Raw genomic sequence first — 19,811 nt, forward strand, 5'->3', positions numbered from 1 at the left:
AATGTGAAAAGCAGATGCGCTTGCTCGGCGCACCTGCCTGTAACTACTACTCGTCTATTCTCAAAACGGCCATGAACGCTTCCTGCGGAACCTCAACGCTTCCGACCTGCTTCATCCGCTTTTTACCTTCCTTTTGCTTTTCCAAAAGCTTCCGTTTACGCGATATATCACCGCCGTAGCACTTGGCCAATACGTTTTTGCGCATTGCCTTGACGGTTTCCCGGGAAATAATTTTTTGTCCGATTGCGGCCTGGATAGGCACTTCGAACATTTGGCGAGGAATCAGCTCCTTGAGCTTCTCACAAATGATGCGTCCCCGGTTATAGGCGCGGTCGCGGTGAACGATAAACGACAAGGCATCCACCTGTTCCCCGTTCAACAGAATATCCATCTTCACCAGATTGGATCTTCTGTAGCCGGATAGCTCATAATCGAAGGAGGCGTAACCTTTGGTGCTCGATTTCAATTGGTCGAAGAAATCGTACACGATTTCGGCCAGCGGAATCTGGTACGTCAGCGTAACCCTCGTCGTATCGAGATACTCCATATTGACAAACTCGCCGCGCTTGTTTTGGCACAGCTCCATAATCGCTCCTACGTAATCGTTAGGAACAATGACGGCCGCTTTGACGTAAGGCTCTTCCACAAAATCGATCTTCCCCACTTCCGGGAATAAGGAAGGGTTCTCGATGGTCAGAACATCTCCATTGGTCAAAGTCACCTTGAACACAACGCTAGGCGCTGTCGTAATCAACGGGATATTGAACTCCCGCTCAATACGCTCCTGGATAACATCCATGTGCAGAAGCCCCAGGAAGCCGCAGCGGAAGCCGAAGCCGAGAGCGGTCGACGTTTCCGGTTCAAAGCTTAGCGAAGCGTCATTCAGCTGAAGCTTCTCCAGCGCTTCGCGCAAATCGTTATAATCGCTGGTTTCAATCGGATATAATCCGCAGAATACCATCGGGTTGATTTTGCGGTACCCCGGCAGTGCCTCCGGAGCCGGATTCTTGGCATCCGTCACCGTATCCCCGACCCGGGTGTCACCGACGTTTTTAATTCCGGCTACAATGAACCCTACATCGCCGATATCCAGGGAGTCGACGATCGTCATGCGCGGCTTGAATGCGCCGACCTCGATCACCTCGAATACTTTCTCGGTCGCCATGAACTTGATCTTGGAGCCGGCACGGATCGAGCCGTCAATGACACGAACGTAAACGATAACCCCTTTGTACGGGTCATAGTGCGAGTCGAAAATCAGCGCCTTCAAAGGTTCGTCCGGATTTCCTGAAGGGGCAGGAACCTTCTGAACGACCTGCTCCAATATTTCCTTAATCCCGATTCCTGCTTTCGCCGATGCTAGAACCGCTTCGCTTGCATCCAGCCCGATAACATCCTCAACTTCTTGCTTGACCCGCTCCGGATCTGCACTCGGCAGATCAATCTTGTTAATCACCGGCAGGATCTCCAGGTTGTTATCCAGAGCCAGATACACGTTAGCCAACGTTTGTGCCTCTATGCCTTGGGCTGCGTCCACTACGAGCAAAGCGCCTTCACAGGCGGCCAAGCTTCGCGATACCTCATACGTGAAATCGACGTGTCCCGGCGTATCGATCAAATTTAAAATATATTCTTCCCCGTCATCCGCACGATAGTTTAAACGTACGGCCTGCAGCTTAATCGTAATGCCCCGTTCTCGCTCCAGATCCATCTGGTCCAGAACCTGCTCCTGCATCTCGCGTGAGGAGAGCGCTCCGGTATACTCTAGAATCCGGTCGGCCAAGGTCGACTTGCCGTGGTCGATATGGGCAATAATCGAAAAGTTTCTAATCTTCTTCTGTCTTGCTTGAATATCCATCTGCGGAGACCCTCACTAACCTACAAATTTACAATACCTCTAATTATAGCAGTTGTGAGGGTGCACAGCAATGGATCGTTGCCGTAAACCTGATTAAGTAATCGTATCAAATAGAGCTACAAACCACCTTATGCCGTGGAAGGCAATGATTTGCAGCAGCTCGCCTATTTTGTTGCCTAACCGGTTAATCCCGGTTGCTTTGGAAATTTCCGTTTTGGGCTCGGCAGGCTCCACCTGTTCCTTTGCCTTTTCTTCCTTGGGGGAGGAAGTGTCTGCTGACTTGGAGCCGGTAGCGTTCGGCTTCTGCTCCTGCGTTTTGCCACCCGGCTGCCATGGCTTGACAATGGCTGCGTCCGAGGAGATCGGCCCCTGAATTCTCTCGACCCCTCGCGTAGCCATATCGACGCCGAAAAAGATGCAAAACCCGATACCAAGAACGATAATCAGCAATCTTACATAAAAATTTTTCATGGAATCCGCCCCCGCTGGTTCAAACACCCATTAATTTTTCTTGGCTTCCTTGGCATCGTTCTGAACTCCGCCGTCCACCTTCTGCACGTTCAGTACAACCTCTGTAATAGCGTTGGCCAGTAAGTCCACCGTTCGATAGCATTCTTCCAGCGTATTGTCCACACCGCCTACTTCGATCAGCACGCTGTTAGGAGAAAAGTTTTGATTGTACACGCCGTTGCCTTCCGCCGCTTTAGCGAACATTCCTTTCGAGATCCCCGGATATTTGGCTTCCAAAGCCGAATGAATTTGAGAAGCGAATTGCTCGTTTTCCTTCCAATCCGGGTTTTTCCCCCCAATGATGAAGTACAGCTGTGCATAATCTTTGCCGTTCAGGGTTACCGTCGTTTTCTCGCGGCGCTGCGAATCGCGGTGAATATCAAAATAAAATTTCAAATCCGGGTGAGATGTCGTCGCTTCCTGCAAAGTTTTCAAAGAGTATTTATAGGAATAGGGATAATAAAATTTCTTTTCCACTGCCGGATAGTTAATATCTGAGTGAACGGCGCCAATGCCGTCCTCCTCCAGCTTCTGTGCCAATCGCAAGCCGACCAGCGTGACGTTCTTTTTGGAGTCGTATGCTTTATCCGGGTCCGTTACACCGGGCAATTCCGGTAAATAGGATTCGGTATTATGAGTTTGATAGATGAAGGCTACATTTTTGCCGGCTGTCTTTGGAGGCTGTGCCGAAGGGGCAGGAACGGCAGGCCCGATCACGGCAGCATCTCCTTCTTTAGGGGCCGTGGGGTTGGCAGTTATCGAGCCTTCGGCTCCTTCGCCGATTTTCGGAAGAGCGTCTCCTTTAGGGCTGTAATCCTCCGGACCATCGTTGCCAGTCGTGCTGCTCTTGCGCAGAACCACCGACCGGTCCTCTGTTAACCCCGGCATCTCTCTCGCAATAAACGTTTTGGGATCCTTCATATTGAGATCCGTAACCAAAGAAAAGAGAAAGCCGGATACGTTAGCCTGGGAAAAGGTGAACGATTGCCGATTTTTTTGCAAGTGCGGCATTTCCATCCCCATCATATCCATAAAAAATTGACTCGATACCGCCGCAGCCAATCCTTTCATGGAAGACGACGGCGTCGTATTGCTCCATCTCGCCTGAGCGTATCCAAGCAAGCCTAGCGCTATGAAAAAGAACAGGCAGCCCGCCACTAAAAAACTGATGATTCGAACGTATACTCCCAGGTCTTGTCCTGCTTTGCGATATTTGTGCAGATTTACCGTTACTGCAGTCCATTTCATTTGGTTCCCTCCTTAGAGCTTTCCGAAGGAAAGCTATCTTCGTAAGCGTTGCTGAGCTTTCCGACGAAGGAAAGCTGTCTTTCGTAAGCGTTACAAGCTTTCCTTTCTGGAAAACTATCATCATATTCGCTGCAAGCCATCGAAGCATCCTCTGCCTAGTAACTAGCACCCATCCTTCATCCATCGTCCTGCCTTCTAATTTAAATCTATGAGAGGTTGCTAGAAGATAGAACCGCTATTTCATAGTCATAGGCTTTCTTTAAAATAGAGAGCATAAAACAACAGCAATAGGGACACCCGCCCTAAGCCGTAGAACGGCTTGACCGAATGTCCCTATGGTAAAGCAGGATTAATGTGTATAAGCCGCTACATTATCGGCGTCGATGGCCTCATGGAGAGCTGCATTCAAGCCGCTCGCAATAATATTGGCAATGTCCTCAATGAACTGGTCGATTTCTTTCGGGGTTACCAGCAGATCATGCCCGAGCGGATTTAATACCTCTCTAACCAGCTCCAGACGTTCATTTTCCTGCATTTTATCCAGAAGACCCAATATGGTTCCTGTATTATCAGTTTGTCTCCGAAAATGATTGTGCATCATGTCGAACGCATTATTGACGATGGTGGAGGCAAAGACTACCGTCGGCACCCCGATCGCAATAACCGGTACACCCAGGGTTTGCAGCGTCAATCCTTTGCGTTTATTTCCGATTCCGGACCCGGGATGGATGCCCGTATCGGCTATTTGGATCGTCGTATTGACTCTTTCGAGGGATAGAGAGGCAAGAGCATCGACGGCTATGACCAAATCCGGCTTGGACTTCTCCACAATCCCTTGGACGATATCCCCTGTCTCGATCCCGGTAATTCCAAGCACCCCGGGTGCCACGGCACTGACAGGACGGTACCCCGGACTTACCTGATCAGGCATCAGCTCAAAATAATGGCGGGTGACCATTATATTTTCAACGACAATAGGGCCTAACGCGTCCGGCGTCACATTCCAGTTGCCCAGCCCGATAACAAGAACCTTGGCGTTCGGACTTATGTTGAGCTTTTTCAAAAACGCCTCAAATTCCTTGGCTATCACCATGGCAACACGGTCCTGCAGATCGGTGTTTTTTTGACGAAGCTCGGGAGCCTCGATGGTGATGTAATGACCGGGAAGCTTGCCGATTGCTTGGGCACCTTCATTCGAAGTTATATCGATCGTGCTGATCCGAATGCCATCCTGATTATCTACAGACCTATGTACTCCCGGGATGAGCTGCTCGCCTGAAGAAGCCAAATCATGCGCTTCGAGAGCCAGGTCAGTCCGGACCGAATAAGCGCTTAAATCCATCGGGCATATCTCCTTTCATCATAAGCATGCATCGTTAGTGTGTGATAAAGGAATGAGCGCTATTCAAAATTGTCAGACCCGCCCAAATGACTCTATTGCAATTTGATATGGGGCATGTTAGAATATCAAGAGTTGTCAACAAATAGGCATCGAATGTAGGAATGCAAGTCGTATTAGGAGGTGAACGTCAATGCCGAACATTAAATCCGCGATTAAAAGAGTAAAAGTAAGTGAAAAGCGTCGTCTTCGCAACGCATCTCACAAATCCGCTCTTCGCACTGCAGTTAAGAGCTTTGAAACTGCTGCAGCCAGCAACAATGTGGAAACTGCAAAAGCAGCCTTGATTGCTGCCAGCAAAAAACTGGACAAAGCAGCAACTAAAGGTTTAATCCATAAAAATGCCGCTGCCCGCAAAAAATCCCGTTTAGCGAAAAAACTGAACGCGATTTCTGCTCAGGCTTAATTAAAAAGACCGGTTCCCATTGGGAATCGGTCTTTTTTTACTCCTGTAGAATGGATAAGCTCTAAGGGCATCGGTTGTAATTATCATCCGAGCTATCGGAGTATATCTTTCCCCCTCCAGCTCAGATGTCCCTCTCTTAAGCAATCAGCTTCAATAAAAACATTTCAAGCCCCAGTACCTTGTCGATTTTGCCGCTCTTCATCTGATAATCCAAATCGGATAATTGATCCAAAATGTTCGCGAGCCGCTTCAGCTCAAAACGGCTGCTTTGGCCTGCCGCAATTTTCACTGCATATGGATGCAGCCCCAGCTGGGAAGCCATCTGCTGCTGGGAGTAGCCTTGCTGCTGCAAGTCCTTTACCTGGAACATGATGCGGAACTGACGGGCAATTAAAGCCATAATCTTGATCGGCTCTTCTTTTCTGCGCAGCAGCTCGGAAAGCATCGTAAATGCTTTTTCCAATTGCAGTTGTACAATATGCTCTATCAGGATAAAAATATTTTGCTCTATCGTACGCGTGACCAGCTGCTCCAATGCATCCTCCGTCAAAACCCCTCCGCGCCCGACGAAGAGCGCGCATTTTTCCAGCTCGCTCGATAAAGCCTGAAGGCTTGTCCCCGTATACATAATGAACTGCTCGATGACACCCGGCGCGAACGAGAAGCCTGCCTTCTCAGCCTCCTGCTTCACCCAATGGGACAGGTCGTCCGCCGATAATGAAGCGCAGGAAACGAGGCAATCCGCCTCCTTCAAGCTCTTGACCACCTTCTTTCTCTCATCGAGCTTATCCGCATCCACCGTCAGCACAATGACGGAGAAATCGGCCGGCGTCTTCAAATATTGGGCTAGACGTTCCGGCTTATGCTCCACCTTAGCACTTTCCTTGGCTCCAGTAAGGAACAAGGCATTAGAGGCCACAACAAGCTTGCGGGGCACCATAAAAGGGAGTGTCTCTGCTTCCTCAATGACGGTATCGAGCGGTGTCTCCGACAGGTCATATTTGGTTACGGCAAAAGGCTTTTGCTCCGGATCGATCATTTTGTCCGTCAGCTTTTCTATCAAGGCGTGAATCAGGTAAGATTCAGCACCGTAGCACACATAAACAGGAGCAAACCTCCCCTGTTGAATTTGTTTTAATGCCGCTTTATAATCCATCTCCGCCACCCCTACATTCTTCTTTTGACATTGTAGCAACAACAAAGGGATTACGTCAAAACCTGCAGGTTTTAGACATAATCCCTTTGCACGAAACCCCATCTATATAAACACTTAGAGGAAAGCTCTAGAAACCTTCCCCGTGGTGGTCATACGACGCGCTCGTAGAGTGACGGTACACCATATTATATTACGCCGCGACAATTTGGTGACTGCCGCGGCATAATCCTTATTTTTTTATTTCCGTTTTGTCTTTTAAATGAATGACATAAGTCGTTGTTCCTGAATCGTTACTTACACGGTAAGTCAGCAGATTACCTTCCGTCCATTCCACCAGTTCGATCTTGTCTTTATCCGTCCATTTGTTGGGCGAAGTATATAGAACCTTCTGCTGATTATCGGTAATAATGACCTGATGGTTATCATTGACAGACGCGATATATGCCTTATCCTGAGAGGCCAATGCGGTCGGAGTACCCGCAGAGGCTGCCGAATACAGCCGATTATATCCTGGCTCCTCCTGATTCGTCTTGTCTTCGGAATCATGCTTCATTATCCCCATCATTCCTGCCTTTTGGTCGGGAGCCGGCGTAGAAGATCTGCTATCGCTCTCTTGCCCACTGGAATCCGGGTGGTCAGGAGCCACCATCTTGCTGACGGCACCGCCGCTGCGCTCCGGTGAAGCACTAACAGGAGGAGGGGCCATCCCCTCATTCACAGGGGCTTCCGACGGCTGTACCTCGGGCTCGGACGCCGGAGCTTGATCACCCGCATCCGGCAGCTTAGGCTCTTCTACTGCGCCCGCAGGGGGAGCTTGCTGCTGCTGCTGATTTACCTGCTGCTCTTGTATAGGAGTTGTGTCTACTGATTTCTTCAGTTGATCGGTCAACGCCCCCGATTCGTTGCCACCGGCATTGGCCGAAACCTTTGGCTCCGCATCCTTAGGTGCAGGAGAAGCCGCCGGGGCTGTCGGAACGGAATCCAGCTTTGGTGCTTCCTTTGCCACATTCCTATCCAAAAACGGTTCGGCCGCCCCTGCCGCCTTCGGCTGCGTCGAATTTCCGGCCCCGGAAGAAGCTGCGGAGTCCGCGCTTTTCGCTTTGGTTTGCGAAGAAGATAACAGCATGGGTCCCGCATCCTTCATGCTGCCGTTTTTCTCCTGCTGCTCAAACACGAAGAACCCGAGAACCAGTCCGGCAGCAACCACACCGCCGACAATACGCATGGAAACGAGCCCGCGAATTCTTTTGCGCCAGCCCGCTGCCTGGTCGATAGATACGGCAGCTTTCTCGTTGCTGCTCGTCTCATTATATTTTTCAGGCTGTGCCATGACAGGAGCCGCCGGATATTCTACGGCCGGGAAGCCCTCATCAATTCTTTGAAGCTTAGGCATAATGGCATCCACCAGGCTGTAGGCTGGGGTTACCTTCGGCAGTTGCTCCAGCTCCTCAGACAATGCCACCAACCGTTGAAACAGCTCTGTGCATTCCGAGCACTGCTGCAAATGCCCGAGCATTTGTTCATATTCCAATTCATCGAGATCCTGATCGAGGTATCTCTGCATGAGTTCGATCACCTCTTGACACATCATCCCGCACACTACCTTTCTAAACAATTCACAATTGATATTTTTACAAAGACGAAAGCAGAATCCTTATTGTCTGTTATTATCCGTTCCGCCGCGCATAACGATCTACCCTCTGACCGTATCGCTTTTGGTTTTTTTGTAATCCTGCAACAACGTTTGTAACTGCTGCCTTGCCCTGAATAAATAGGACTTCACCGTGTTGATGGGCAAATCTAAAGATTCGGCAATTTCGTTGTAGGAAAAATCCTGCAAATATCGCAGTACAACCACCGATCGATGATGTTCCGGCAGCCTATCAATCGCCTCTTTTATATCTTGGGCAACATATGCGGACATTACCTCATCTTCTACCGTCTTGTTTGCAGTAAAATTCAGCTCATGCTCCTCAATGGAAATTGTAGGCTTGGTTCTTCTGAATTTGTCTATACATAGATTAGTGACAATCCGTTGTACCCATGTCTTGAACTGAGCCTTCTCTTCGTATGAGTTGATTTTCGTATAAATCCGTATTAACGCTTCCTGTGCGGCATCCATAGCGTCCTGCTCATTGCCCAGAATATAATAAGCAGTCCGATATACATGATTCTCTATTTCACGCAGTAGGGTAATTAGAGCGTCGCGATCGCCCGACTGGGCAGCCTTTATCAGTTCTGGCGCTACCACTGGGATCCCCCTCTCTTGCAACTATATAAACGAACGCAATGAATAAAATGTTGCACCTCATGAACTCTACTTAGAATATCAAATTTTGGCTTGCAGGTATACTAGGATCACTTCCCTTACGTCCTGCAAAAACAGGTCCGATCCTGGCTATTTTTCTAGAAGAACTTATTTCTGCCAAGAACCGCTTTTTCCCACAAAGATTATTGTCAGGTTCACCAATGACCCTTGTCGTAAATTGATGTAAAATGATGTGAAAATGAGATGGATGCTTGTCTTATAAGGAGAGGGGATTGTGGCTATGTCCGTTGGAAGTGAAGACCGCATTTTTTGGCTCGATACTATGAGCAGAATTGCACAGCCTGTGCTTTATCATTTAAATCAACGGCAGTTAAAGGATAAAATGCCAATCGAGCGCAAGGTGGACGACAGACACCTGTTCACTTATTTGGAGGCGCTCGGACGTCTATTAACGGGAATGGCTCCCTGGCTGGAACACGGGGCTCGTACCGGAGAGGAAGGCAGATTGCGTGAGCGTTATGCCGAGCTGGCCCGAGGGGCGATTGAAGCTGCCACGGATCCATCCTCGCCTGATTTCATGAATTTCTCCGAAGGCTATCAACCGATCGTTGATGCGGCTTTCCTGTCGCATGCTTTGCTTCGCGCACCGGAGGAGCTGTGGAACAAGCTGAACCCGGATGTGAAGCAGAATGTTATCCGGGCGCTGCAATCCACACGTACACGTAAACCTTTCTTTAATAACTGGCTGCTGTTCTCCGCCATGATTGAGACGGCATTATATCGTGCCGGGGCGGAGTGGGACCGCATGCGTGTCGATTATACACTCAAACAGCATGAGCAGTGGTATAAGGGAGACGGCGTCTATGGGGACGGACCGGACTTCCATGCCGATTATTACAACAGCTTCGTTATCCAGCCTATGCTGGTCGATATTATAGCCGCGCTTAAGGGTGAAGACCCGACTTGGGCTGATATGGAAGAGAACGTTATTCGTCGTGCAAGGCGCTATGCCGTTCAACAGGAAAGATCAATCTCGCCGGAAGGAACCTTCCCTGCTATCGGGCGTTCGTTGGCATACCGTTTCGGAGCCTTCCAGTTGCTCAGTCAAATGGCTCTGCAGCATCAGTTGGACCCCAGCCTGGAGCCCGCTCAGGTGCGATGCGCGCTGACAGCCGTTATAAAGCGAATGATTCAAGCGCCGGGGACTTTCGACGAAAATGGGTGGCTTACCATCGGTTTTTGCGGGCATCAACCTGAGGTCGGGGAAACTTACATTTCTACCGGAAGCCTCTACTTGTGCTCTGCTGTATTTCTGCCGCTGGGCTTGCCCGAGGAGGACCCGTTCTGGCAAGGAGCAGCGGATTGGACGAACAAGAAGGCATGGGGCTCTCAAAGCTTCCCTATTGATAAAGCACTTTATTAATTATGTTGCAACATAACCCCCTGGAAGAATGGGCGTTGGCTTATAAAGCTGAATCCCAATAGTTGGCGGGGAGTCCCGAAATATAACAATGTAAAAAAAGCAGCATCCTGTTTAATCGTACAGGTGCTGCTTTTTTGTATAAGTCGTTACATCAAAGCCCCTATGAATAGTGGCTAATCAAGCTTTTTCACCGGACGGTGATGCCGTCTTTCGTTCTGAAACGAATACTCCGAGCAGAATGATCGCTATTCCGATCCACTGCAGCAGATATGTCTGCTCATGAAGCAGCAGGGCGGAACAAATTATGACCACAGGCAGCTCAACAGAACCTAGCACGGCCGCTAATCCGGTCTCGATGAAAGGCGCGCCCTTGGCATACAGAAACGGAGGCAGAATCATACCAAACACGGCTAGTAAGATTCCCCATTTCCAAAGTCCTTGGGCAAGCGAGCCGTTCCACAGAAATTGCGGCGGCATCAGGATCAGCACAATCAATGCAGCCCCCGTGATCATCCACGTACTGCGGAACAGTGCCGGCAAATGCGTCGCCACTCTGCCGCTGAAGAAGATAAACATCGTATAGCAGCAGGCCGCCAATAATCCGAGTCCGATCCCGCTGGCGCTTGGACGCGATACCGTACCCGAAACAATACCAGAGGCAAGCACCGTGCCTGCCAAGGTCAGCACCATGGCGATCCATTGAAACAGAGTCGGCAACCTTTTCTCTACCAGCCAATCCAGCAGCATCCCCATCCAGGTAAACTGGAACAAGAGCAATACGGCGAATGATGCATCAAGCACCTGCAGCGATTGGTAGTAAAAATAGCCTGTCAGTCCTGTAAACGTTCCACCTGCCACGAGCTTCAGGATGATCCCTGGTGTAATTCCCTTCATCTGCCGAAGCTTCGTCAGGCTTAAGAGCCAAAGGACGATAAAGCCAAAGGATACCTGGCTGCCGGTAATTTCCGCTGCCGAGAATCCGCTCTGGTAACCGAGCTTCACGAAAGTTGACAACACGCCGTAAGAGGCAGCGCCCAACAAGACGAACCAAATGGCTTTCCAACGGTTCTTGGATGTCATGTCTTTTCCTTCTTTTTCAATTCCCTCACCCACCCATGAAGTCTTTTGCAAGACTCACACAATCTTACACTATAAGGGAACTATCGAAAATATTCAAGCGATTGTTTCATTTTTCAACAACCGCCATATATTGGCCTCCCCGTTTTTTTTGAATGACCGGAACGAATTTGCATGCTGTACGTATTATAGAGCATTTTATTTGGTATAGTGATGTGCTAGCTGAGCTCACCCATTTTCTGCCGAAAGGACGTTTTCCTATGGACTTTGCCTTATACGCCACCCTCTCGCTTATCGTGCCCATTCTTGTGTTATTAGGAATCATCACAGCAAAAATAATTTCAGGAAAAGGCATTCCAAACAGTGACTACACCCCCTTCGATGCCATAACAGGGCATACTCCCGTTGAAATCCATGAAGAGAAGCAGGAGAAGGAGGAGCGGGATGATCAAGGGGATGACAAGGATAAGCATCTAATCCGCCAAAAAGATAAACCTTGAGAGGAGAAGCCTCCTCTCGGCGAGTTACTGGCCGCGGTTTAGGAAGGATAGAAGCTTTTCCATAATTAGATCCAGCGGCTCGGTGGTGTCTACGACTAGTGATAATTATTTCAAATCCGGAGCCGTAACGACCGATAGCTGACCTTGCTGTATGGTTTGCCCCGTCGGGGACTTGGAATCCGTCTGAACGACCTGCACATAAACATGATTTTCAAAATAACCTGTCGTCCGGGCGGTTTGCAGAAGCTTGTCGGGCCATGTTCCCGCCCATGCGTAGCCATTTCGTCTTTCTTCATCAATCTCATTTAAATCATGCCTGATGACCGAGTCACGACCGGAAAAAATCGGAAGATTCGTGCCGATCTCATAAAAACGGTACCAGGTTGAGCTTTTGGCATCAGGAACAAAGTACACTTTGTTAGGATCACGTGGAACGTATTTAATCCCTTTTAAGCGGGCCTCTTCGAACCAGTTCAGAGCACCTTCTATCGCGTCCTTCACTTCCTCCGAAGGCTTCTGCAGCGACAGCAAATATTGAACGATTGCAACCGATTCCGACCCTGAAATGGATGGAAATTCATAGGCACGCGCCGGCCTTGGCTCATACGTGACCGGATCATGCTGCGCGCACCAGGCGGTTCTTTTGCCGTCGACTATGATCTGGGACTTCAGAATATATTCCAGCCCCCGGTCAAGCGAATGCTGAATGGCCTGGCGCCTGTCATCGTCAATCAAGTCAGTATCGAAAGGATATTTCTTCTTAACCGCAAGTGCAAGTACATTCATGACTCGCATCATGGCATTGTCGTTGAAAGTTACATAATCGGAATAATTACCTCTTGCCGGGTATACCTGCGGCCACCCTCCGCTTGAATACTGCATTTTCAATAAAAAATCGATGGCACGGAGAGCCGATGCTTTGTATTCCGAGTCCCCTGTATCCTTATATACCATGGCCATGAAGAGCAGCTCGTTCGTCGTACCTTCGTTATCGATCGTCCCGATATCCTGTCCGTCCTTCGTGCGCCATTCGGAGCGAAGCACTTTCCCGTTCCAAGGCTTTTTGTATTCTTTGGACATGTTTTTAAACCAGCCGCCGTTGTCCATCTGCCAGGAGATCAGGTGATTCGCCTGCTCGATATTTTGCTCCCTGCTCCCCGTATAATAATCTGCTGTGAAATAAGGGGCTTTTCCCGGCAGGATAACCTCCTCTTTGCTAAACGTCGCATCCGGGTTCAACGCTTGCTCCAGCTCCATGACGGCAACCGTTTGGTGGCTTTTATTCTCCTTGGTCGTTACTTTGTTAACCGGGAGACTGGAGCTTAATAGCGGTTCCAGCCCGTACCAGGTTCCCTGGGCTTTTTTGATGGCCAAATCGGAGGCGCTGAAAGAGCTGAGCTTCCCGCCGAATGTAATCTCTACTGTTGACAGGTTAGTTAATACGCTGCTGACGATAGGCAATTCTTGAGTGGGCTTGTCCGAACCGGCGGAAGGGAGTGCTGCAGCCGTCTGATCATTCCGGTGCTTATCCATAATGAATAGCAAAGCGGCTATTCCCAGGCAAATAGCAGCTCCCGCCGCAATAAGAGGCTTGCGTCTAGATTGTCTTATCATGCTTCTTCCCTTTACTATGAAATTGTTGTAGCTGGCATGGTCGTAAGTTGCAGATTTTATTGTAAACCCTGCCATTTCCAATTTCTATGCGATTCGATGCTCATTAACAGCAAATATTTGTCATTTTTGCTCTGAGTCTTCAAGAAATCTCGTTCGCATCCGGATAGCGCCATCCTTGATCCGCATTTGAACCTCGCCGTGGCCATCCGTACGCAGAATACGAATGTCCCTCGCTTCTAATCGGCCTAATATAGTTGGATGAGGATGACCGTATACATTATTGGGGCCGACGGAAATAACCGCGTACCTGGGCTGCCATGCATCCAGCCATGCTTCGGTCGTCGAGGTTTTGCTGCCGTGGTGCGCGACCTTCAGAACATCAATCGGACCTATAGATTCCCACTTTTGCCGCCCCCCTGAAGGGATAACGTCCAAGCCTGAAGCACTCGCTCCTTCCAGCATTCGAAGCACAGCTGCTTCTGAGGCTTGCTCCATATCCCCCGTAAACAGCCACCTCGTTCCCTGCATGTCCATTAAAAAAACGACAGACTCCGCATTCTGCTCCTTCTCTACCCGAACCCCTGCATTGCCCTGCTGCGAAGGAAGGGGAAATAAAAATTGAAGACGCGTCTCCTCATCGACCTTAAGGACGTCGCCCGCATAAGCTTTAACCAGCTGGACACCGTAATCCAATGCTGTCTGAAATAAAGTCTCGGCCCCGGTTGTCGGCTTAGCCGTTCCGTTAAAAATAAGCTGCTTGACCGGAATTTGCTCCAATACTGCCTGGAGTCCTCCAATATGGTCCGCATCCTGATGCGTCACGATCAAGTAATCGATCTGCTGAACCCCTCTTTTCTTCAGCATGGGCACCAGCAGCTTGCGTCCCACCTCATACGGATCCGAGCGCTGCTTCCATTCCTCGCCCGGCTTGCGGAAGGTGACCGTCCCACCTCCATCGACTAAAATAATGCTGCCGCTCTGCGGAGAGCGGATCATGATGCTGTCACCCTGCCCCACATCCATAAAGTTGACCTGCCCCTCCCGGCTCCATCGATCCGGCTGATAGGCATAAAGCAGCAGCAGGATGAGACCTGCGGAAGCCGCTGGAAACAGAAGGGCTTTGATGGACTTCACGGCTTTTTCCCTTGAAAAGCGGAAGGGCTTGTTCCCTGCAGGCACTCCGGTAAGCATGGGTCCGGCCTTCGCCTCTCCCGTCTGGTCAAGCCCGCTCCCCTTTCTATTGAACCAACCGTAAATAACAAGGGCCCAGGCCGCATAGTAAGCGATAATCCATACAATACCCGGAGTAGGCCATATCGTCTGAAATAGATGCCATGGACTCACCGCAGCAACAAGCATAAAAATCCATTCATTTCCTTTGGCGACCAGCCAAGCCAGTGCTTGCCCGACTGTTGAAGACAGAAAGCTGATTAACAAGGCTGCCGTTCCCGCTGGCATCGTAAACATACTAAACACGGGTACCAAGGCGAAGTTAGCGACGAGGGAAAGCAGAGAAAATTGATTGAAATAATAGATCGAAACCGGAAAAGATATGCACTGGGCCACTATCGTTATGGACAATGCATCTCTCAGGGAGCGTGAACGAATGGGCAGCAGCTTGTTAGCGTACGGAACGCCAAGAATAAGACCGATCGTTACGAGAAAAGAAAGCTGGAAGCTTACATCCAGCAAATAATAAGGCTCCCACAGCAGCATCACCCACCCGACAATCAACACGGTATGAAGCCCGTCCTTCAAAGTATGCCGGTAGGCTGCGTACAACCCCAGCATGGCCATTAGGCCTGCACGGATGATGGAAGGAGATGCTCCGGTGACGGCAATGTAAACAGGCATCATGATCATCCCTGTGATCAGATACGTTTCGCGGGTGAAGCCTAATCGGCGCATAATCCACAATAAACAAGCCAAAAAAATAGCTACATTCAGCCCGGAAATGGCTATGATATGAGTTAGTCCAAGCTGGGAGAACTGCTGGAACTGCTCGGGATCTATATCGTCCGTTAAACCAATCAGCATGCCTTTCATAAACCCTGCCTGCTCCTTCGGAAATAGCCGTTCTACCCCATCCCCCAGCATGGAGCGAAACTGGTCATTCCATCGTAACACCTGTGTCCATGTCCAGGCCTCGGGTTCTGTTCTCTCCACATTGGAGGCCCCTTTGACGGATAGCTGCCAATGAATGTGCTGATAACGCAAGTAATGGCGGTAATCAAATCCCCAAAAATTACGTGCTTCGTTCGGAGCCTGCAGAGCTCCCTGCAGCCGGACGTGATCTCCACGCCGCCATGTCATTGCCTCCTGCTGTTCCTGCTTCGAGAGAAGCTTGACGGATACAGCGAACCTCTCCCCAGCCTTATCGTCCATTCGTACGGTAAAAGCGGCTTTATCGCCGTCTACCTCGACTTGATTACTGATAACCCCCTTTAGCTCGAAGCTTGAGCTTGCAATGTAGTTAGGCTCTATGTCCAGCGCGCTCCGATTGCGTCGGTCATAATCCTCGTAATATCCTGCGGAGATCCCTATGACCAGCAGCATACATACGAGTGGAGTCCAGGGACGGCGCGTCATCCATAGGATTATGGCGGCAATGGCTCCAGCAAGGCTGGTATACAATGAAAGCCATGGAATATCCGCCGTATAGCCCACAATATAGCCGAACGTCCAAAGCAGTGTAAAAAGTACAACAGGACGGTTCACACGCTCTTCTCCTTTCCCAATAAATAGCCATAAAAAAAGAAGAACCCCTTCGATCATCATCGAAAGAGGTTCTTCCCCCTTGTTTCAGCTTATGGCTGAACTTCCGTCATAGTCCCCGTCGGAGGCTCGTAGGCTTCCAATTGTCTCAGTGTGATTCCTTTTTGCGCCATGAGTGACTTTACCTTTTCGCTGTCCTTCGGATAGGAGCGATGGTAGACAATTTCACTGATTCCGCTGTTAGCCAGCATATTGGCGCAAGTCCAGCACGGCTGATCGGTAACGTACACGGCGGAGCCTTCCCTGTCCTTAGGGTCGGTGAATAACAGCAGGTTTTGCTCGGCGTGAATCGTGCGGATGCAGCGCTGTTTTTTGACAACCTGTTCGGTACCGCCCTGTTCTACCATTTCGTACTCTTCAACCAGCATGCATCCGGCCTCCGAGCAATCCGGAACTCCCATAGGCGCTCCGTTATAGGCGGCACCTAACAGCTTCTTCCCTTGCACGAGCACGGCTCCAACATGCCTGCGGCTGCATTGGGATCGTGTCGATGCCATATACGCCATATCCAAGAAGTAAGTATCCCAATCTTTGCGAGTTGTCATGTCTTATTAGCTCCGTTTATTTCTGGCTTGCTTGAATCGCTTGATCCAAGTCATAAATAATATCATCGATGGATTCGGTTCCGATGGACAAGCGGATCATTCCCGGAGTTACGCCTGCAGCCGCCTGTTCCTCCTCGGACAGCTGCTGATGCGTAGTGCTCGCAGGATGGATAATCAACGATTTGGAATCGCCGACATTGGCGAGGTGCGAGAACAGCTTGACGTTGTTAATAACCTCACGTCCCGCTTCAACTCCGCCTTTAATGCCAAAGGTCATGATGGCGCCTTGGCCTCTAGGCATATATTTTTGCGCGAGCTCATAGGAAGGGTGGCTTGGCAGACCTGCATAGCTTACCCATTCTACCGCTTCATGCTGCTCGAGGAATTGAGCCACCTTCAATGCATTCGAGCTGTGACGCTCCATACGCAGGTGCAGTGTCTCCAGCCCTTGAAGAAGCTGGAAGGAGTTGAATGGAGAGATCGCAGCTCCCATATCTCTCAGCAGCTGCACGCGGGCTTTGATAATGTAGGCGATGGGTCCTACGGCATCGGTATAAACTACGCCGTGATAGCTTGGATCCGGTTCCGTCAATCCCGGGAACTTGCCGCTTGCCTTCCAGTCAAATTTGCCGCCGTCCACGATAATACCGCCGATGGAGGTGCCGTGGCCGCCAATAAATTTGGTTGCCGAATGAACTACGATATCCGCTCCATGCTCAATAGGACGAAGCAGGTACGGGCTTGGGAACGTATTATCGACAATAAGAGGTATTCCGTTCTCATGTGCGATTGCCGCTACGGCTTCGATATCGAGAACGTCTCCTTTGGGATTGCCGATCGTTTCCGCAAACAATGCCTTCGTTTTGGGCGTGATGGCGCTGCGGAAATTTTCCGGATTGGACGGGTCCACGAACTTGACGGTAATGCCAAGCTTCGCCAATGTGGTGGAGAACAAATTGTATGTACCGCCGTACAAGCTGGCTGCAGATACGATCTCATCGCCGGAGCCCGCGATATTCAAAATCGAATAAGTGATCGCAGCTTGTCCGGAAGCTGTTGCCAGAGCAGCAGGAGCACCCTCCAATGCCGCAACCCTTTTCTCAAAAACATCCGTCGTCGGATTCATTAAGCGAGTGTAGATATTGCCGAATTCTTTCAAAGCGAACAAATTAGCCGCATGATCCGTGTCGCGAAAGCCATAGGAAGTCGTTTGATATAATGGCACTGCGCGGGACAGGGTAGCCGGATCAATCTCCTGACCGGCATGAACTGCCAGCGTTTCCAAACCAAGCTTACGTTCATTAGACATTCGTTAAATCCTCCCTAACCAAATAATGTATGAAGTCTATCCTATTTTCTCATATATTGTAAGAAAACAAAAGAGGATTCATAGGACTAAGGCTCTACGGTAATATAAGGCTTCATTTTGGCCAGCAGCTTGTCCCCTATCCCTTTGACTTCCTTCAGCTGATCGACCGATTTGAAGCGCCCTCCGATCTTCTCGCGGTAAGCGACGATCGCCTTCGCCTTGCTTTCTCCTATGCCTGGCAGCGCATCAAGCTCCTTCTCTGTAGCATGGTTTATGTTCAACTTGCTTTCTTTGGATGACGATGACCCGCTGCTATTGGCCGCCGCTGCAGGATCCGGAGTATGCTGAGCTGCGGAGCCCGACCCGTTACCGGACAGCTCACCACCCTGACTGCCGTTCGTTTGATCCGGGATTCCGGAACCGGGTTGTACGTTTGAATCAGGATTCTTTGATCCCGATCCCGCCTCCTTGCTCTCGGTATTTGCCGGACTACTCTTAGATGGCGACGCGTTGTTCTCCTTGCGTCCGGTATCCCCGTTCGGCAGTTGTCCCTTCTCCGATTGCTCCGTTAGCAGACGCTGCATATCCTCATTCGCCAATCGCCACTGTCCCGCTTCACGGGCCGCTTCCTTCCAAGCGGTATAACCAAACCATCCTCCCAGCGCAACCGTTAATGATACGACTAGGAGAACTGTGCCGGATTTTGTTTTATTCACAAACGGGAGAGCCACTCGCCGTTCCCTCCTTAACGTACTTATTCATAAATTGTTGTTGTACTTTGTTCAAATGAATGGACATCACGATAATCTCGGCAATCATATTTATTGACTACCGTGCATAAGGATTAAGAAGGCTGCACTTTTCAGGGGGGATAGTCATGAAAGTAGGATTCATAGGAACAGGCAGCATGGGCAGTATTCTGATAGAAGCATTTATCCAATCCGGGGCTTTGAATCCGGATCAAATCGTCGCTACTAACCGGACCATTACTAAAGTGGAGCATTTGGCCGCGGCTTATCCGGGCCTTCAGGTGGCCCATTCCAATATAGAAGTCGTTACCTCTTCTTCTCTTATTTTTTTATGCGTAAAGCCTGCCGACTACAAGGTGGTTCTGTCAGAAATCAAGGAGGCAGCCGACCCGGATCGGTTGCTGGTTTCGATCACGAGCCCCGTACAAATACGCCTGCTGGAAGAGCAGCTGCGCTGCAAGGTGGCCAAGATCATCCCAAGCATTACCAATTACGTTTTTAGCGGAGCGACCTTATGTATATTCGGAGACCGTTTGGAAATCGAGGATAAGGAGCTGCTGGAAAATTTGCTGTCCTATATCAGTGCGCCGATACGAGTCTCCGAGAATTACACGCGCATTTCCTCGGATTTGTCCAGCTGCGGCCCGGCGTTCCTGGCATATTTCATTCAGAAGTTCATTCAGGCCTCCGTGGAGGAAACCGGAATTTCGGAGGAAGAGGCGACACAGCTGGCCAGCGAAATGACGCTCGGCACAGGCAAACTCCTGACAACCGGCGGCTTTACTCCCGCCTCCCTGCAAAAAAGAGTATCAGTCCCCGGCGGTATTACCGCAGAAGGACTCCGTATAATGGAAAAAGAGCTGCACGGGATGTTCAACAGCCTCATCCGTACAACTCATTCCAAGTACCAAGAAGATCTGGAAAAGGTGGAAGCCCTGTTTCATGAATCGAAGGACGATTAAGAACGTGATGC

General features: G+C 49.9%; 17 protein-coding genes. 4 read left to right on the top strand and 13 right to left on the bottom strand.

Annotated features, from left to right (window positions below; genetic code table 11):
- Positions 1 to 46 precede the first annotated feature (46 nt).
- The 4 genes from lepA to gpr form a co-directional block, all read right to left on the bottom strand.
- A complete protein-coding gene (gene lepA / locus ABEA66_RS21060; protein ID WP_079910575.1) occupies positions 47 to 1,858 on the bottom strand; it encodes a translation elongation factor 4 in 1,812 nt (603 codons plus the stop codon).
- A 93-nt stretch (positions 1,859 to 1,951) separates the two neighbouring features.
- Positions 1,952 to 2,329 carry a DUF3679 domain-containing protein gene (locus ABEA66_RS21065; RefSeq protein WP_345590480.1) on the bottom strand — a complete coding sequence of 126 codons (378 nt, stop codon included), beginning with the start codon at positions 2,327 to 2,329 and terminating at the stop codon, positions 1,952 to 1,954.
- A 30-nt stretch (positions 2,330 to 2,359) separates the two neighbouring features.
- On the bottom strand, positions 2,360 to 3,616 hold the full coding sequence (locus ABEA66_RS21070) for a stage II sporulation protein P (RefSeq protein WP_345590482.1): 1,257 nt from the start codon (positions 3,614 to 3,616) through the stop codon (positions 2,360 to 2,362).
- A 349-nt stretch (positions 3,617 to 3,965) separates the two neighbouring features.
- A complete protein-coding gene (gpr, locus tag ABEA66_RS21075; protein ID WP_192702749.1) occupies positions 3,966 to 4,958 on the bottom strand; it encodes a GPR endopeptidase in 993 nt (330 codons plus the stop codon).
- A 190-nt stretch (positions 4,959 to 5,148) separates the two neighbouring features.
- Between gpr and rpsT the strand changes: the two genes are divergently transcribed.
- The gene (gene rpsT, locus ABEA66_RS21080) at positions 5,149 to 5,421 is read left to right on the top strand and encodes a 30S ribosomal protein S20 (protein ID WP_079910579.1); all 273 of its coding nucleotides are present in this window, start codon (positions 5,149 to 5,151) and stop codon (positions 5,419 to 5,421) included.
- 136 nt (positions 5,422 to 5,557) lie between these two features.
- Here rpsT and holA read toward each other — a convergent pair whose 3' ends face one another.
- The 3 genes from holA to ABEA66_RS21095 form a co-directional block, all read right to left on the bottom strand.
- Positions 5,558 to 6,577, bottom strand: coding sequence for a DNA polymerase III subunit delta (gene holA / locus ABEA66_RS21085; protein ID WP_345590484.1), 1,020 nt, complete (start codon positions 6,575 to 6,577; stop codon positions 5,558 to 5,560).
- 229 nt (positions 6,578 to 6,806) lie between these two features.
- Positions 6,807 to 8,168 (bottom strand): anti-sigma factor family protein, encoded by a 1,362-nt coding sequence (locus tag ABEA66_RS21090; RefSeq protein ID WP_345590485.1) that lies wholly within the window; start codon positions 8,166 to 8,168, stop codon positions 6,807 to 6,809.
- 102 nt (positions 8,169 to 8,270) lie between these two features.
- Positions 8,271 to 8,828, bottom strand: a complete 558-nt coding sequence (locus ABEA66_RS21095) for an RNA polymerase sigma factor (protein WP_079910582.1) — start codon at positions 8,826 to 8,828, stop codon at positions 8,271 to 8,273.
- Between the two features lie 298 nt (positions 8,829 to 9,126).
- Between ABEA66_RS21095 and ABEA66_RS21100 the strand changes: the two genes are divergently transcribed.
- Positions 9,127 to 10,269: a DUF2264 domain-containing protein gene (locus ABEA66_RS21100; RefSeq protein WP_345590566.1), complete on the top strand. Its 1,143-nt coding sequence runs from the start codon at positions 9,127 to 9,129 to the stop codon at positions 10,267 to 10,269.
- A gap of 177 nt (positions 10,270 to 10,446) precedes the next feature.
- On the opposite strand, the gene ABEA66_RS21105 is transcribed toward ABEA66_RS21100, so the two are convergent.
- Positions 10,447 to 11,349: an EamA family transporter gene (locus ABEA66_RS21105; RefSeq protein ID WP_192702752.1), complete on the bottom strand. Its 903-nt coding sequence runs from the start codon at positions 11,347 to 11,349 to the stop codon at positions 10,447 to 10,449.
- A gap of 152 nt (positions 11,350 to 11,501) precedes the next feature.
- Here ABEA66_RS21105 and ABEA66_RS21110 point away from each other — a divergent pair, with 152 nt between their 5' ends.
- A complete protein-coding gene (locus ABEA66_RS21110) occupies positions 11,502 to 11,846 on the top strand; it encodes a DUF3951 domain-containing protein (protein ID WP_345590487.1) in 345 nt (114 codons plus the stop codon).
- Positions 11,847 to 11,951: 105 nt separating this feature from the next.
- Here ABEA66_RS21110 and pelA read toward each other — a convergent pair whose 3' ends face one another.
- The 5 genes from pelA to ABEA66_RS21135 form a co-directional block, all read right to left on the bottom strand.
- The gene (gene pelA, locus ABEA66_RS21115) at positions 11,952 to 13,460 is read right to left on the bottom strand and encodes a pectate lyase (RefSeq protein WP_345590489.1); all 1,509 of its coding nucleotides are present in this window, start codon (positions 13,458 to 13,460) and stop codon (positions 11,952 to 11,954) included.
- A 120-nt stretch (positions 13,461 to 13,580) separates the two neighbouring features.
- The gene (locus ABEA66_RS21120) at positions 13,581 to 16,178 is read right to left on the bottom strand and encodes a ComEC/Rec2 family competence protein (protein ID WP_345590491.1); all 2,598 of its coding nucleotides are present in this window, start codon (positions 16,176 to 16,178) and stop codon (positions 13,581 to 13,583) included.
- 89 nt (positions 16,179 to 16,267) lie between these two features.
- Entirely contained in the window at positions 16,268 to 16,780 is a 513-nt protein-coding gene (locus tag ABEA66_RS21125; RefSeq protein WP_345590493.1) for a deoxycytidylate deaminase, read from the bottom strand.
- 16 nt (positions 16,781 to 16,796) lie between these two features.
- The gene (locus tag ABEA66_RS21130) at positions 16,797 to 18,089 is read right to left on the bottom strand and encodes a homocysteine synthase (protein ID WP_345590495.1); all 1,293 of its coding nucleotides are present in this window, start codon (positions 18,087 to 18,089) and stop codon (positions 16,797 to 16,799) included.
- Positions 18,090 to 18,175: 86 nt separating this feature from the next.
- Entirely contained in the window at positions 18,176 to 18,820 is a 645-nt protein-coding gene (locus tag ABEA66_RS21135) for a ComEA family DNA-binding protein (RefSeq protein WP_345590497.1), read from the bottom strand.
- Positions 18,821 to 18,966: 146 nt separating this feature from the next.
- Here ABEA66_RS21135 and comER point away from each other — a divergent pair, with 146 nt between their 5' ends.
- Complete coding sequence (gene comER / locus ABEA66_RS21140) at positions 18,967 to 19,800, top strand: late competence protein ComER (RefSeq protein WP_345590499.1); 834 nt, start codon at positions 18,967 to 18,969, stop codon at positions 19,798 to 19,800.
- Positions 19,801 to 19,811 lie beyond the last annotated feature (11 nt).

It is taken from the genome of Paenibacillus vulneris, assembly GCF_039543185.1.
GTDB classification, from domain to species: Bacteria; Bacillota; Bacilli; order Paenibacillales; family NBRC-103111; genus Paenibacillus_S; species Paenibacillus_S vulneris.